At 71.1% G+C, this 14,988-nt stretch carries 9 protein-coding genes; 2 read left to right on the forward strand and 7 right to left on the reverse strand.

The genetic code is table 11. The features are described from left to right. Positions 1-53: 53 nt before the first annotated feature. Complete coding sequence (locus ACIHFD_RS13045) at positions 54-2,843, forward strand: tetratricopeptide repeat protein (protein WP_397367003.1); 2,790 nt, start codon at positions 54-56, stop codon at positions 2,841-2,843. A gap of 175 nt (positions 2,844-3,018) precedes the next feature. Here the strand turns inward: ACIHFD_RS13045 and ACIHFD_RS13050 are convergent, their stop codons facing one another. The 7 genes from ACIHFD_RS13050 to ACIHFD_RS13080 all read right to left on the reverse strand — a co-directional run bounded on the left by ACIHFD_RS13050 (position 3,019) and on the right by ACIHFD_RS13080 (position 13,083). Then, positions 3,019-4,149 (reverse strand): epoxide hydrolase family protein, encoded by a 1,131-nt coding sequence (locus tag ACIHFD_RS13050; RefSeq protein WP_397367005.1) that lies wholly within the window; start codon positions 4,147-4,149, stop codon positions 3,019-3,021. An 87-nt stretch (positions 4,150-4,236) separates the two neighbouring features. Then, on the reverse strand, positions 4,237-4,929 hold the full coding sequence (locus tag ACIHFD_RS13055; RefSeq protein ID WP_350724889.1) for an ABC transporter ATP-binding protein: 693 nt from the start codon (positions 4,927-4,929) through the stop codon (positions 4,237-4,239). After that, positions 4,922-5,839 carry an ABC transporter ATP-binding protein gene (locus ACIHFD_RS13060; protein WP_192791084.1) on the reverse strand — a complete coding sequence of 306 codons (918 nt, stop codon included), beginning with the start codon at positions 5,837-5,839 and terminating at the stop codon, positions 4,922-4,924. The genes ACIHFD_RS13055 and ACIHFD_RS13060 overlap by 8 nt, the downstream gene beginning before the upstream one ends. Next, entirely contained in the window at positions 5,836-8,400 is a 2,565-nt protein-coding gene (locus tag ACIHFD_RS13065; protein WP_397367006.1) for an FtsX-like permease family protein, read from the reverse strand. The genes ACIHFD_RS13060 and ACIHFD_RS13065 overlap by 4 nt, the downstream gene beginning before the upstream one ends. Next, entirely contained in the window at positions 8,397-11,450 is a 3,054-nt protein-coding gene (locus ACIHFD_RS13070; protein WP_397367008.1) for an FtsX-like permease family protein, read from the reverse strand. Before ACIHFD_RS13070 ends, ACIHFD_RS13065 begins: the two co-directional genes overlap by 4 nt. Before the next feature lie 195 nt (positions 11,451-11,645). Next, the gene (rpsT, locus tag ACIHFD_RS13075) at positions 11,646-11,918 is read right to left on the reverse strand and encodes a 30S ribosomal protein S20 (RefSeq protein WP_364240069.1); all 273 of its coding nucleotides are present in this window, start codon (positions 11,916-11,918) and stop codon (positions 11,646-11,648) included. 172 nt (positions 11,919-12,090) lie between these two features. After that, complete coding sequence (locus tag ACIHFD_RS13080; protein ID WP_397367009.1) at positions 12,091-13,083, reverse strand: hypothetical protein; 993 nt, start codon at positions 13,081-13,083, stop codon at positions 12,091-12,093. 56 nt (positions 13,084-13,139) lie between these two features. Here ACIHFD_RS13080 and lepA point away from each other — a divergent pair, with 56 nt between their 5' ends. After that, entirely contained in the window at positions 13,140-14,966 is a 1,827-nt protein-coding gene (gene lepA / locus ACIHFD_RS13085; protein WP_397367011.1) for a translation elongation factor 4, read from the forward strand. The last annotated feature ends 22 nt before the right edge of the window (positions 14,967-14,988 follow it).

Raw genomic sequence — 14,988 nt, forward strand, 5'->3', positions numbered from 1 at the left:
CTATCTGAGATCTGGGAAAAATGCTGATCGATAGCGTTGATACATTCGCCCATATGACCTCTATGCGCTTCTCACTCCTGGGCCCGGTAGAGGTCAGCGCCGGAGGGCACACGCTGGGCGGAGCGCCGCGGCATCGCGCGATGCTGGCCTACCTCCTGCTGAACGCGGGAAGCACAGTGAGCACGGACCGGCTGATCGAGGCGATGTGGGGGCCGACCCCACCAGAGACGGCCAAGGCACAGGTCCAGGCGTCGGTGATGGCGATCCGCCGGATGCTGCGCGCGGCGCAGGCCGAGGACATCGTGCAGACGCGTCCCGCCGGCTATGCCGCGGTGACGGAGCCGGGTCAGGTGGACGTCCATGAGTTCAGGCGGCTGGCCGCGGGCGACAGAGACGAGATCCGCCAGGCGCTCGGGCTCTGGCGAGGGCAGGCGCTGGCCGACGTGCAGGCCGACTACGTGTCCGCCACCCGGGCTCTGCTGGAGGAGCAGCGGCTGACGGCCTTGGAACGGCTGGCGGAGCTGGAACTCGAGGCCGGGCGGCATGCCGTACTGCTCGATGAGCTCGCCGCGGAAGTGATCAACCACCCGCTGAGGGAGTGCCTGCGCGGGCAGTACATGCTGGCGCTGCACCGATCGGGACGGCAGGCGGAGGCGCTGGCGGCCGCGCGCGACTACCGGACGACGCTGGCCGAGCAGCAGGGGCTGGACCCCAGCCGGGAGTTCGCAGCCGTCGAAGAGGCGGTGTTGAGAGATGACCGGCACGCACTGATGAGTTTCCTGCCGTACGACGTGCCCGATTTCGCCGGGCGGGAAGCCGAGCTCGAGCGGCTCACCAGGCTGCCCGATGGGGTGAGCGTGGTCGCGATCGACGGCATGGCGGGCATCGGCAAGACCACGCTGGCCGTACACGCGGGACACCTGCTCGCCGAGCGCTTCCCCGACGGCGGGCTCTTCGTCGATCTGCAGGCCCACACCGCGGGCCGCGATCCCGTCGATCCCGGCGAGGCGCTGGAGATTTTGCTGCGCCAGCTCGGCGTGCCCGCGGAGCGCATACCGCCAGGAACCTCAGAACGTGCCGCGCTGTGGCGCGCCGAGCTGTCGGGGCTGCGCGCCCTGGTCGTCATCGACAACGCCGCCGACACCCAGCACGTCCGGCCGCTGCTGCCCGGCGGTTCGGGCAGCATGGCCGTGATCACCAGCCGGCGGAGGCTGACCGACCTGGACGGCGCCCCCGCCATCTCCGTCGACGTGCTCTCGGAGCGTGACGCGGTCGAGCTGTTCACCGGCGTCGTCGGGCCGCGCGCGTGGGAGGAGCCGACCGCCGTCGCCGAGGTTCTGCGCCTGTGCGGGTTCCTGCCGCTGGCCGTGCGAATCGCCGCCGCGCGGCTGCGCCACCGCCCCCGGTGGACGGTGGACTACCTCGCCGTACGGCTGCGCGACCAGAGCCGCCGCCTGGCCGAACTGGCCACCGCGGAACGGGGCGTCGCGGCCGCCTTCGCCCTGTCATACGAGCAACTGAGCCCCGACCACCGCCGCATGTTCCGCCTGCTCGGCCTCCACCCCGGCCAGGACGTCGACGCCTACGCGGCCGCCGCGCTCACCGACCTGACCGTCACGCGTGCCGAGTCGCTCCTGGAGGACCTGCTCGACGCCCACATGCTCATCCAGCAGGAACCGGGTCGCTACACCTTCCACGACCTGCTGCGCGACCACGCCAGGTCAGCGGCCGGTCTGGAGGAGCGGGACGACTCCAGAAAGGCTGCCCTGACCAGGCTCTTCGCCTTCTACACCCACGTCACGGACTTGGCCGCCGACCTCACGTACCCGGACAAGGTGCTCCCGATTCCGCGCGAGCCCGCGCCAGGCCTGGAGATCCCGGCCCTGTCCGATCGCGCCGACGCCGCGGCCTGGCTGGACGCGGAGCTGCCCGTTCTCTTGGCCGTCGGCGCGCACGCGGCGGAACGCGACTGGCACACGCACGCCTTCTTCCTGTCCACGACCCTGTTTCCCTTCCTCGAGGAACGCGGCCGCCGCGGCGCCGCACTCACCCTCCACCTCCAAACCCTTTCAGCGGTACGGCGGGCAGCCGACCTGCGGAGCGAGGGCCGCACCCTCGCCGACCTGGCCAGAACCCACCACGCCCTGGGGAACGTGGCCCAGGCCGCCCAGTACGGCCGTGAGGCGATCACCACCTGCCGGGCGGCCGGCGACCCGGAGGGCGAAGCGGTGGGACATCACTTCCTGGGCCACTCGCTCGAACGCCAAGACGACTTTCATGGCGCCCAGGAGCACTATCAACAGGCACTGGAACTCTTCCAGGCGGCGGACAACCGCGTCGGCACGGGGGTCCTCCTGACGGACATGGGCGAGATCCACAGGCACCTGGGCAAGCCCGACCTGGCCCGCGACTATCTGGAGCAGGCCCAGCGGATCAACCACGAGATCGGCAGCCCGACAAGCCTCTGGAACACCCAGCTCGCCCTCGGCAACCTCCACAGTGCCGAAGGCGAGCACGACGCCGCTCGCCGCGCCCTCGAGCACGCTTACGCGATCAGCCGCGACCTGGGCCCGCATCTGCAGGCCGAGACCCTCAACGCCCTGGGCGCCGCCGCAGGAGCCATGGGCGACCACAATCAGGCTCTCATCGATCACGACGCCGCACTCGCCCTGGCGACGGAGATCGACGACCTCAACGAAGCCGCCCACGGCCACCTCGGCCTGGCCAAGGCACGTTACGCACTCGGCCACACCGCCCTGGCCCGCACTCACGCCCAGTCGGCACTCCTCCTGCTCGAAGGACTCGGCAACCCCGCCGCCGACGCCGCCAGAGCCCTCCTGTGACCGCATCGCCTATCGCTGAAGCCATGATGAAGCGGTGAACCGTGGACCGCTGGGGCTGCTGCCCCGCCACCGTCCGCACTCACGATGACGCCGATCCCGTCGCCGGCCGCCTCGCGACCGACAGCGCGCAGCGCTTCGACCCTTTCCCGCTGCTGCGGGCTCTGGACGCGGGCGGTCAGAGTGTTGGGCGGAGGGGGCGGAAGAACGTTGTGAGCTCCTCCTGCATCAGCGCAGGCTCCTCCAGGGCCAGGAAATGGCCACCGCGGCCGGGTTCGCTCCAGTGGCGGAGGTCGGTGCAGGCGCGTTCGGCGATCGAGCGGGGGATGTCGGACAGGACCGGTTCGTGGCTGAGGGTGATGGCTGTCGGCACCGTGATGGGCGGGCGGGGGGTGTTGTGGGCCCAGTCGTAGTACTGCCTGAACGACGTGCCGATCGAGCCGGTCGCCCAGTACAGCGTCAGGATCGTGAGCAGGGTGTCGCGGTCGAAGCGGGACTCCAGGTCGCCGTGGCAGTCGCTCCAATCCCGGTATTTGTCGACTATCCAGGCGGCGAGTCCGGCGGGTGAGTCGATCAGGGCGGCTGCGATGGTGTCGGGCCGGGTTCCCATGATGGCGCTGTAGCCGCCGTCGAGCTCGTCGTAGGCCTCCTCGGCCGCCACGAACGCCTGCTCCTCCGCCGACATCGGCGGGTCGTCGAACGACGCGGGGAACGGGGGATGGATCAGATGAATGCCGATCACCTTCTCCGGGTAAAGCGCGGCCAGCCATTGGGTGGCCCCCCCGCCGATGTCGCCGCCGAACGCGGCGTACCGGTCGTACCCCAGGGTGTCGGTCATCAACGTGTGCAGCATTCGCGCCATCGCGGCCCGGGTGAGCGGCTCCGACGGCAGATCGGAGTAGAGGAAGCCCGGCATGGACGGGATGACGACGTCGAACGCGTCGGCCGGGTCGCCGCCGTGGCGGGCGGGATCGGCGAGGCGGGCCGCCAGGGGGAGCATCTCCAGGAAGCTGCTCGGCCATCCGTGGCAGAGGAGGAGGGGCATGGGCGCGGGACCGACTCCGGCGATCCGGACGAAATGCAGGCCCCGCTCGCGGTGGTGCGGCAGCGCGTTGAGCTCGGCCTCCCGGGCGCGGTAGTCGAACTCCTCCGCCCAGTACGTCACCAGTTCCCGCAGGTACGTGGGGTCGGCTCCGGCCTGCCAGGCATTGGCGCCGGTGCGGTCCGTGAACCTGGTCGCGCGCAGTCGAGCTCGCAGGTCGTCCAGCACGTCGCCGGGTACCTCGATGCGGAACGGCGAAAGAGTCACGCATATCTCCGATCAGCTGAAATATCCCACTGGCCTACCACCGGTCGGCGATCCGGATCAACCGGATTATCGGCTCAGTGGAGTGAGTCAGGTGAGGGCGGGTTCGTGGATGATGCCGTCGTTGATCTCCAGGACCCGGTCGGCCAGCGTGATCAAGCTGGGGTCATGGGTGGCGACCAGGGCCGTGACCCCCTCACTCCGTACGACTGCCCGCAGCAGCTCCATGATCTGCCGCCCGGTCTGCGAGTCCAGCTGCCCCGTGGGCTCGTCGGCCACCAGCAGCCGGGGCCGGTTCGCCAGGGACCTGGCGATGGCGACCCGCTGCCGCTGCCCCCCGGACAGCTCGTACGGCCGCTGGTTGGCGTGCTGCTCCAACCCCACCAACGCCAGCAGAAGACGTACGCGAGCCTCGCGCTCCTCCGTCGGTGTCCGGAGCAGCCGCATCGGCACCCCCACGTTCTCCGCCGCGGACAGCACCGGGATCAGCCCGAACGACTGGAACACGAATCCCACCACGTCGCGGCGCAGGGCCAGCAGGTCGTCCTCGGACATGGCGGTGACCTCGTGCCCGGCGACCACCACCCGTCCGGCGTCCGGTTTGTCCAGGCCGCCGATCTGGTTGAGCAGGGTCGTCTTCCCGGACCCCGACCGCCCGCGGACCGCGACGAGCTCGCCCGGGAACACCGAGAACGACACCTCCCGCAGCGCCACGACCTCCTTGGGCCCGGTCCGGTAGACCTTGCGCAGCCCTTCCACCACGACCAGGGGCGAGTCAGTCATCAGAGGGCTCCTCCCGGGCGGGCCACACGCCGATGTGGTCGGATTCGAGCTCGAGGCGCACCCGCCGCTCCATCTCGAGCGCGTTCATGAAGTCGCGCGGCAGCTGCAGCCGCCCGACCCGGTCCAGCACGGCGTACTCCTCGGCGACGATCTGCCCCTCGGCGCCCTCGCGCCGCAGCGTCTCGCTGCTGGTACGCCCGTCGCGAATGCCCACTGTACGGTCCACCTGCTCCGACACCAGCGGGTCGTGCGTCACGACGACCACGGTCACCCCCAGCTCCCTGTTGGCCTTGCGCAGCGCGTCGAACACCTGCTCCGACGTCTCGCTGTCCAGCTCGCCGGTGGGTTCGTCGGCGAGGATGAGCTGCGGGGAGTTGGCGAGCGCGACGGCGATGGCGACCCGCTGCTGCTCGCCGCCCGACATTTCGGGAATCTTGCGGTCTGCGCAGTACCCGACGCCCAGCAACTCCAGCAGCTCCAGCGCGCGGCCCCCGCGGCGACCGGCCAGCTTCATCGGCAGCTCGACGTTCTCCCTGGCGGAGAGGTACGGCAGCAGGTTGCGCGCGGTCTGCTGCCAGATGAAGCCCACCACGGACCGCCGGTACCGCAGCCGGTCGCGGGCGTTCATCGACAGCAGGTCCATCCCCGCCACCCTGGCCACCCCGGCCGTCGGCACGTCCAGCCCGGACAGCACGTTGAGCAGGGTCGACTTGCCCGACCCCGAGGCGCCCACGATGGCCACCAGCTCGCCCTTGTCGATCACCAGGTCGAGCCCCTGCAGCGCGACGACCTCCACGCCCTCGGTCTTGTAGATGCGTACGAGGTTGTCGCACACGATGTGCGCGTCGCCGCCGAACGCGGCCTTCTCCCGCGTGGCCCTGGCTTCCAGCTCGGACAGGGTCGGGTTCATGAGAGATCCCCCACTCGAAGGACGGCGCCGAGGTTGCGGCGGCGGCTGATGGCGGTGTGCGCGTACGCGCCGAGCACGGCGACGGCGGTGAGCCCGCCCGCCAGCAGCACAGGAACGAACAGGTCGAGCGAGTAGTCGCCGACCGGCAGGTCCCCGGCGTACGACGACAGGTCCACGCCGGCCCCTAGCGCGTACGGCAGGCCGAGGCCCAGGCCGAGCCCGACCAGGGCGGTGATGAGGATCATGGGCAGGATCTCCAGCACGGTCAGCCGCTGCGCCTGCCGGTCCGACAGTCCGAGCGTGCGCAGGAACGACACCGCGCTGGCGCGCTCGGCGGCGCCGATGACGAGCGCCAGCACGACGGCGACGAGCGCGTACGAGCCGAGCGCCACCGTCACCACGACCAGGGTCCAGCGCACGGTGCTGGTGAGCGGGTCGTCCTGGATGGCGCTCAGCGCCCCCTCCTGCGACTCCACGGTCGCGGACGGGACCAGCCGCGCCAGCACGTCAGGGGAGACGTCGCCCTTGATCAGCAGGGTGTTCGGGGCAGGCCGGGTCAGCACGCTCAGCGGCACGACCATGAACTTCCTCGAGGTGAAGAAACTGGGCACCGACTCGACCACGCCCCGCGTGGCGAGCTTCACCCGCGACTGCCACCCGATCTCGAACGTCCCCCGTCCCCGCAGCTCCGGGGAGACCAGCGCGCCGTCGGACAGCGGGGGCACGCTGATCGGGGCGCCGTCCAGGATCCGGCGCCACTGCGCCACGTCCACGGCGAGCGCCTCGGCCCGCTCCGCGCCGTACCCGACCTGCACCCGCCCGGTCTGCGCGATCAGCACCTGCTCGACGCCGGGCGTCGCCCGCACGCGGTCGATCGAGGCGGCGGGGATCTCGAAGTCCGACGTCACCTTGATCGGCGCGCCCACCTGCTGCCAGGACGCCAGCCGCTGCGTGTCCGCGATCCCGCCGGAGATCACTGCGGCGAACACCGACACGCCCAGCGCGGGCAGCAGGATCAGCACGGGCAGCACGCCGGCGGAGCGCGCCCTGGCCGCCCTGGTCAGTCCGAGGAACGGCACGGCCGCCCGCCCGCGCGCGGCCAGCCGTACGAACAGCCGCAAGGGGTACGGATAGCAGCGCAAGGTGATCAACGCCGCCGCCAGCGTCAGCCCGACGGGCACCAGGAGCAGGAACGGATCCTGCGAGGCGCCACGGGCCCGCAGCAGGTACGCGCCGATCAGGGCGAGCACCACGACCAGCACCTCCAGCGTGACCCGCCGGGCGGAGGGCCGACCGGCGGACACGTCGTCGCGGCGCTCGTGCAGCGGCGTCCGATGGGCCAGGGCCAGCCGTACCCCGGCGAACCCGACGGCCGCCACGACCACGACCAAGGGCCCCAGGTGCACGATGGGCAGCGCGGGCCCGGGCACCAGGAACGACAGCCCGTACCCGGCCAGCGCGGCGGGCAGCACCGCGACGCCGGTCAGCAGCGCCCCGGTCCCGGCCACCTGCCGCAGCGACCCGCCCCGCGCCCGCGCCAGGGACAGCGTGTGATCGAGCCGGTTGCCCAGCAGCAGCACGACCAGCGCGATCACGCCGAGCGCCACCGCCAGCAGCCCGCCGAGCACCAGGTACATCACGGTCTGCGCGGTGGCCACCTCGGCGAGGAAGTCGCCGAGCAGCTTGGAGAGCCCGGTGTCCAGGTGGTACGGGCTGGCCGTCGACTGGAGCGCGGCCACCCGCCCGAACTCGGCGACCGCCGCCTGGAGGTCGGGCGCGGCCAGCGCGCTCGCGCCACGGGCGTCGATCGGCAGGACCCAGTGGTAGGACAGGTTGCGTCCCTCGCCGCTGAGCGCGGTCAGTCCCTCGTCGGGGATCAGCGTCGTGACGTGCTTCTCGAACTCGTCGCTGCCCGGCGTCTCCGTCTTGAGGACCTGCAGGAGGTCGACGTTGTGGGACCAGTAGCGGTCACGGGGGTCGTTGGCCTTGAAAGCGCCGACGATCTTCAGGGCGGCGTAGTCGTTCTCGCCGACCATCTTGGTCTGGCCCACCTGGTAGCCCAGCTCGGGCAGGGCCTCCGCGACGATCCCCACCTCGAAGACCGGGATCGTCGCGCCCTCGTACCGCATGGTCGAGGGCTTGCCGGGCGCCCGCCCCTGCACCCAGTCCACGCGCCGGTCCGCGTCGGAGAGCCAGCCCAGGTTCATGTGGGTATGGCCACGGGTCCCGGTCACGGGCGTCAAGGTGGTCTTGGCGCTCATGTGGCCCGCGCCGGTCGCCAGCGGGCGCAGCGCCGGCGGCAGGATCTGGCGCCAGCGGCGGTCGCGGGCGTCGAACTGGCCGCGTTCGTGCAGGTCTTCCTCGGACGAACGCGACTCCACGGACACCGTCAGGTCGGCCTGCACCGCGGGGGCGGCGACCAGCGAACGGCGCAGCGCCTCGTCGAACGACGCCTGCATCGCCCTGGGCAGCCCCGCGACCAGCAGGCAGGCGCTCAGCGCCAGCACGAAGAGCACGGCCATCGCGCCCAGGTGCACGCGGGCGAGCAGGGCGATCCTCACCGTTCCTCCACGAGTTGCCCGTTTTGCCCGCGCAGGCGGCGGGCCAGCCCGGCCACGATGGCGATCAGCACCGCGGCCACCAGCGCCAGCATCGCCGCGGTGGCCGCCCACGGGATGTCGAGCACGACGCCGGGGGTGACGGCCGAGGCCTGCCCGGTCAGGACGATGTGCGGCACGACCAGCGCGCCGACGACCACGGCGAGCCCGGTGCCCGCGACGAGCGACAGCCCGATGACGAAGGCCTGCTCGACCGCCAGCACCCCGAACACCTGCCGGGAGCTCACCCCGAGCGCCCGCAGGATCGCGAACTCGCCCATGCGCTCCCGGGCCGCGACGGTCGCGTTCACCAGGAAACCGAGCGTCGCGAAGACCAGCGCCGCCGCGAACCCGAGCATCAGCGCCCCCTGCAACCCGCTGGCCAGGGGGTCGTCCCGCAGCTCGGCCGCCAGCCTGCGCTGGTCGAGCGCGGTCACGTCCCACTCGGGCCGCGTCTGGAGCGCCTTCACCGCAGGCGCGGTATCACCGGCCGCGAGCCACCATTCGGTGGCGGGCCTGGGCAGCTGCGCCGCGGCCAGCTCGTACGTCTGCAGCGTCCCCCAGTCGGCGAGCACGGCCTTCTGCCCCGCGGGGGTGGTCGGCATGCTGTCCACGACGCCCACCACCTTCACCTGGAGCACCCTGCGGTCGATGCTGGCCGGCCCGACCTGGCCGACGGCCAGCTTGAGCGAGGCGGCCAGGTCGGCGGTGAGCACCACCGGCAGCGGTCCGGGCTTCGGCAGCGGCGCGAGGCCGGCGACCGCGGGCCGCGTCACCTTCATGGACACCGGCGGCGTCGCCACCTCGCGGCCGTCGGCGCTGAGGCCGGTCAGGGTCAGGTTCGCGGGGGTCTGGGGGGTGCCCGCGACGAGTCCGCGCAGCGACAGCGGGTACGTGATCTTCCCGGTACGCCCGGCCAGCGCCCGGAGGTCGACGTCGATCCGGTTCTCGCCCTTGCGCAGCACGCCCAGCGACACGTCGCGCCACACGCCGAGCGCGTCGGAGAGCACCAGCCGCAGCGGCAGCTCGCCGTCCGCCTCCGCCCGCAGCGTGAGCGCCGACGGCTGCCCGGGAAGGTCCAGCTTGCCCGCCCGGTCTCCCACCAGCGCTCGCGACATCTCCCCGACCGGTTGCGCGGACAGGTCGGCACGCAGGTGGAACAGCTCGCCGAGCTTGCCCGCGTCCAGGCCGAGCAGCAGCGCGCTCTCGCCGCTCACCTCGGTCTGACCGCGAAATCCCGGCGAGTACGCCGTGACCCCGGGCAGCGCGGTGAACGCCGTCCCGCGCCCGAGCGCCCCCAGCTCCGGCCCGTCAGGGGGACCGGACAGCCGAAGGTCGGCCCCGGCCTGGTGGCGGGCCTGGTCGACCTGCGAGGCCCGCCAGGTGGACGCCGTGGCCATGGACACGATGCCGATCGCGATGGCCATGGTCAGCAGCAGCGCCGGGCCCGCGTACTTGAGCGGTCGCCTGCTCACCTGCCAGGCCCCGAGCGCGGGGGCGAGTGCCGGCCGCCTGGACGTCACCCGCTCGGCCAGCTTCGAGACGCGCGGCACCAGCCGCAGCCCCAGCATGCCGCCCGTGAGCAGGGCCAGGGCCGGCCCGGAGATGATCAGCGGGTCGATGCCGAGCCCGCCCGCGGCCGTCGCGGTCACCGGCGCGCCGTAGCGCTGGAGCTGCCAGATCGCCAGCCCGGCCACGACCAGCAGCGCCAGGTCGGCGCCCGCCCGCTCGATCAGCCCGCGCCCGCCGCCGCGCCCGCGCGCCGCCTGCTCCTCCACGTACGTGCGCCGCGCGCCCGCCAGCGCCGGCAGCACCAGCAGGGCGGCCGCGGCCAGGGCCACGCCGAACGACACGAGGAACGTGCCCAGATCGGCCGAGGGCGCCAGCCGTACCCCTGAGGCCCTGATCCAGGGCAGCAGGTTGACCAGCGCGAGCAGCGGCGGGCCCAGGAACGGCGCGACCACCGCGCACGGCACCGCCACCAGCAGCGCCTCGCCGCCCGCCAGCGCGGCCAGCCGCACCGTGCCCGCGCCGCGCGAGCGCAGCAGCGCCACCTCCATGCGGCGGTGGTCGGCGAGCAGGCGGGCGGTGAGCATCAGCGCGTACGCGGCCAGCAACAGCAGCTGCAGCACCGGGATCAGCATCGTGGAGCGCGCGACCAGGGACGCGGTGTCGAGCTGGGTCAGGATCTCGGGCAGGCGGCTGGCGGCCACGCAACTGCCGCAGCCGTCCGCCTTCAGCCGCTCGCCCAGCCGGTCGATCGCTCCGGCCAGCGGGCGCAGCTGGGCGGGGGTGAGCGTGCGCAGGTCGGGTACGGCGGTCCAGGTCGCGTTCACGCTGGTGGCGAAGCGGGCGACGAACGTCTCGCGCGGCACCATCAGCGGCCCGTACGTGGTGAACTCGCCGCGCTCCACACCCCGGCTGAGCAGCTGCTCACCCGCCCACCGCTCGCCGAACGGGTCGTTGAGCTGGAACACGCCCACGATGCGGACCGTGACCGGCCGCGGGTCGAGGCGACCCTTCGTGGTGAACTCCTGCCCCGCCTTCAGCCCGGTCGCCGAGGCCGCCGACAGCGAGATCGCGGCTTCCACCCGGTCCCCGCCGGCGTGCGGCCAGGAGCCCGAGACGAGCCTGGCGTGCTGGTCGAGCCCGTCGTAACTGCCGAACCTGAGCAGCTCGGGCCGCTCCTGGGCGTCCTGGCCCGGCATGACGTAGGAGTCGGAGCGGAAGCTGGTGGTGATGGCGGGCGGGCGTGCGTAGGCCTTGGCGAACTCGGCGCGTACCGACCGGTCGAACTTCGGGAACGTCTCGGCCGTCACGGGGGCGCTGACGGTGGCGGCGGTCTGGCGGTACGAGGCCGTCTCCATCGTCCTGCGGACACCGGCGTCCGCGATGGAGGAGGCGTACATGGTCAGCGCGACCAGCGTGGTCGTGGCCAGGAGGATCGAGCCGAAGGCGGCCAGGAGGAGCAGCGGCTCGCTGAGCGCACGTTTGACGACCAACGGCCCCCGCATGTGTCCCCCTTCGCCCGTTTTAGTGCACCTTCGGGCAGGTTCGGGCAGCGGGGCAAGGCGATCTTTGGAACGGTGACGTACCCGATACGGGCGTGTGATATCGAAACTGTGACAAAAGGGTGCGAAAACGAGAACGCCGCACCCCCGGAGGGAGTGCGGCGTTTCCTGTGCCAGGCGTTCTGCCTGGCGGCCGGCTTACTTGGCGGCGGCCAGCGCCGCGGCCTGCTTGGCGATCGCGGACTTGCGGTTGGCGGCCTGGTTCCTGTGGATGACGCCCTTGCTGACGGCCTTGTCGAGCTGGCGGGCAGCGGCCCGCTGCAGCACGGCGGCCTGCTCGGTGTCGCCCTGCTCGGCGGCCTCGCGGAACTTGCGGACGGCCGTCTTCAGAGAGGACTTGACCGCCTTGTTGCGCAGGCGAGCCTTCTCGTTCTGCTTGTTGCGCTTGATCTGGGACTTGATGTTCGCCACGAAGAAGCCTCGGTGAAAGTCTGAGTGATGGATGGGGCGCGCGGGCTCGAGAGAGGGCGCGCCACACGCAGTTGAACAGGATACCAATAACTCAGGTCGGCTCTCAAATCAACGCGTACTTGAGCATCGGCGTTTCGGATGCTCGGCGCTCGCTCGGCGCGGGAACCCTACGTTAGCCGATCATCCACCGTGTGGCGTACTCGTGCCAGTCCTCCTCCGTGGCGGCGAAGTCCACGTAGAGGGCCAGGCCGAAGCGCTCGCGGCGGCCGTGCTCCGACAGCGCGAGCCGGGCGCCCTCGGCGGCCATGGCGACGCTCTCGGCGTCGTCGAGCCAGGGCACGCCGTGGTCGTGGTAGGCCGGAGCGCCGATGTAGAGGGCCTTGTCGGCGGGCACCAGGTCCAGGGCCAGCCCGGCCTGGCGGGCGACGTGGCCGCCGTAGAGGGACTGCAGGGGGGTGAAGGAGTCGTACGTCATGACGGCGACCTGGTCCACGCGGTCCACGACCTGCTTGAAGTAGCCCTGGGACCAGTACTTGTCGTGCGACAGCAGGGCCCTGGCGGTCAGGCGCAGGCCCGGGTACGGCTCGATCTGCGGGGTGGAGGTGGACAGCAGGCCGGTGTGCCGGCGGGTGCGTTCCAGCAGCTCCAGGAACTCGGTGTCGCCGTCGCCGATCGGCTCGAAGTTGTAGTGGATGCCGTCGTACCCCTGTTTCATGATGGCGGCGACGCCGGACAGGACGTTCTCGCGGGACTTGGGGTCGTCGAGGTCGAGGCCGTTCTTGACGGACTGGCCGAGCCAGGCGGAGATGCGGACCGCGGGGAGGCGCTCGCGTAACCACTTCACGAAATTTCCGGCGTTGGGGTATTTGTCTGGGCTTAGGGTGCCGTCCCAGTTGAAAGGGCCGGAGTGGACGTACACGTCCTTGATCCCCGTGGCGCGCAGCCGTACCGCCAGCTGCTCGACGTCGCGCTCCGTGCGGCGGCCGTCCACCCACGCGTGGCCCAGCCAGAGCGCGTCGTTGCCCGTGCTCTTCGCCCAGGCCGCCGGTGCACCGGTAAACTGGAGGCGGAGCGCGGCGGCGAGGAGGCCGACCAGCGCGACCACGATGGCCAAGGCAAGCGTGAGCAGGCGCAGGCCGCGGCGGATGACGGTTCGGGCAGTCACCCGGGCATGTCACCATGAAAGACTGCTTGACCTCAACCCTGTCGAAACGGACTTCGGTGCGCACTCAGCCTGGCCAGACCGACCCCGCGTTGATCCGCAACTTCTGCATCATCGCGCACATCGACCATGGCAAGTCAACCCTTGCCGACCGGATGCTGCAGATCACCGGCGTGGTCGACGACCGCTCCATGCGCGCTCAATACCTCGACAGGATGGACATCGAGCGCGAACGGGGCATCACGATCAAGTCGCAGGCCGTGCGGCTGCCGTGGGACGGTCACGTGCTCAACATGATCGACACGCCCGGCCACGTCGACTTCACCTATGAGGTGTCCAGGTCGCTGCAGGCGTGCGAGGGCGCGATCCTGCTGGTCGACGCGGCCCAGGGCATCGAGGCGCAGACGCTGGCCAACCTCTACCTGGCCATGAACGCCGACCTGCACATCATCCCCGTCCTCAACAAGATCGACCTGCCGGCGGCGCAGCCGGAGAAGTTCGCCGAGGAGCTGGCGGGGCTGATCGGCTGCGACCCGTCCGACGTGCTCCGGGTGTCCGGCAAGACCGGCGAGGGCGTCCGCGAGCTGCTCGACCACGTGGTCCGCGAGATCCCCGCCCCCGTGGGCGACGCCGACGCGGCGGCCCGGGCGCTGATCTTCGACTCCGTCTACGACACCTACCGCGGCGTCGTCACGTACGTGCGGGTCGTGGACGGCCACCTGAGCAAGCGCGAGCGCATCCTCATGATGTCCACCGCCGCCACCCACGAGACGCTCGAGATCGGCGTCATCTCGCCCGAGCCCAAGGTCTCCGAGCGGGGGCTGGGCGTCGGCGAGGTGGGCTACCTGATCACCGGCGTCAAGGACGTGCGCCAGTCGCGCGTGGGTGACACGGTCACCTCGTCGGTCAAGCCGGCCCAGGAGATGCTGGCGGGCTACGAGCACCCCAAGCCGATGGTGTTCTCGGGGCTCTATCCGATCGACGGCGACGAATACCCCGAGCTGCGCGAGGCCCTCGACAAGCTGCAGCTCAACGACGCTGCGCTGGTCTACGAGCCGGAGACGTCGGCGGCGCTCGGGTTCGGGTTCCGGGTCGGGTTCCTGGGGCTGCTGCACATGGAGATCGTGCGGGAGCGGCTGGAGCGCGAGTTCGGCCTGTCGCTGATCTCCACGGCGCCCAACGTGGTCTACCGCGTGGTCATGGAGGACGGCAAGGAGCTCACCGTCACCAACCCGTCGGAGTTCCCCACGGGTGGGAAGATCGCGCAGGTCTACGAGCCGGTCACCAAGTCGACGATCCTGGCGCCGTCCGAGTTCATCGGGGCGATCATGGAGATCTGCCAGGGGCGGCGCGGCCAGCTCCTCGGCATGGACTACCTCTCCGAGGACCGGGTCGAGATCCGCTACACGCTGCCGCTGGGCGAGATCATCTTCGACTTCTTCGACCAGCTCAAGTCGCGCACCCGCGGCTACGCCTCGCTCGACTACGAGCCTGCCGGCGAGCAGGAGGCCGAGCTGGTCAAGGTGGACATCCTGCTGCAGGGTGAGCCGGTCGACGCGTTCAGCGCCATCGTCCACAAGGACAAGGCCTACACGTACGGCGTCGACATGGCGAAGAAGCTGCGCGAGCTGATCCCCAGGCAGCAGTTCGAGGTGCCGATCCAGGCCGCCATCGGGGCCCGGGTCATCGCCCGCGAGAACATCCGCGCCATCCGCAAGGACGTCCTGGCCAAGTGCTACGGCGGTGACATCTCCCGTAAGCGGAAGCTGCTGGAGAAGCAGAAGGAAGGCAAGAAGCGGATGAAGATGGTCGGGCGCGTGGAGGTGCCCCAGGAGGCCTTCGTCGCCGCGCTGTCCACCGAGTCGTCCACCGACAAGAAGAAGTAGGGCTTTCGGGGTAGGCGACTAC

The sequence above is a fragment of the Nonomuraea sp. NPDC051941 genome (genome assembly GCF_044593615.1).

What these genes read in the sequence shown, in the direction of transcription:
- ACIHFD_RS13045 (WP_397367003.1), top strand. Translation starts at nt 54, where the DNA reads ATGACCTCTATGCGCTTCTCACTCCTGGGCCCGGTAGAGGTCAGCGCC.
- ACIHFD_RS13055 (WP_350724889.1), bottom strand. Translation starts at nt 4,929, where the DNA reads ATGACTGACTCGCCCCTGGTCGTGGTGGAAGGGCTGCGCAAGGTCTAC.
- ACIHFD_RS13060 (WP_192791084.1), bottom strand. Translation starts at nt 5,839, where the DNA reads ATGAACCCGACCCTGTCCGAGCTGGAAGCCAGGGCCACGCGGGAGAAG.
- ACIHFD_RS13070 (WP_397367008.1), bottom strand. Translation starts at nt 11,450, where the DNA reads ATGCGGGGGCCGTTGGTCGTCAAACGTGCGCTCAGCGAGCCGCTGCTC.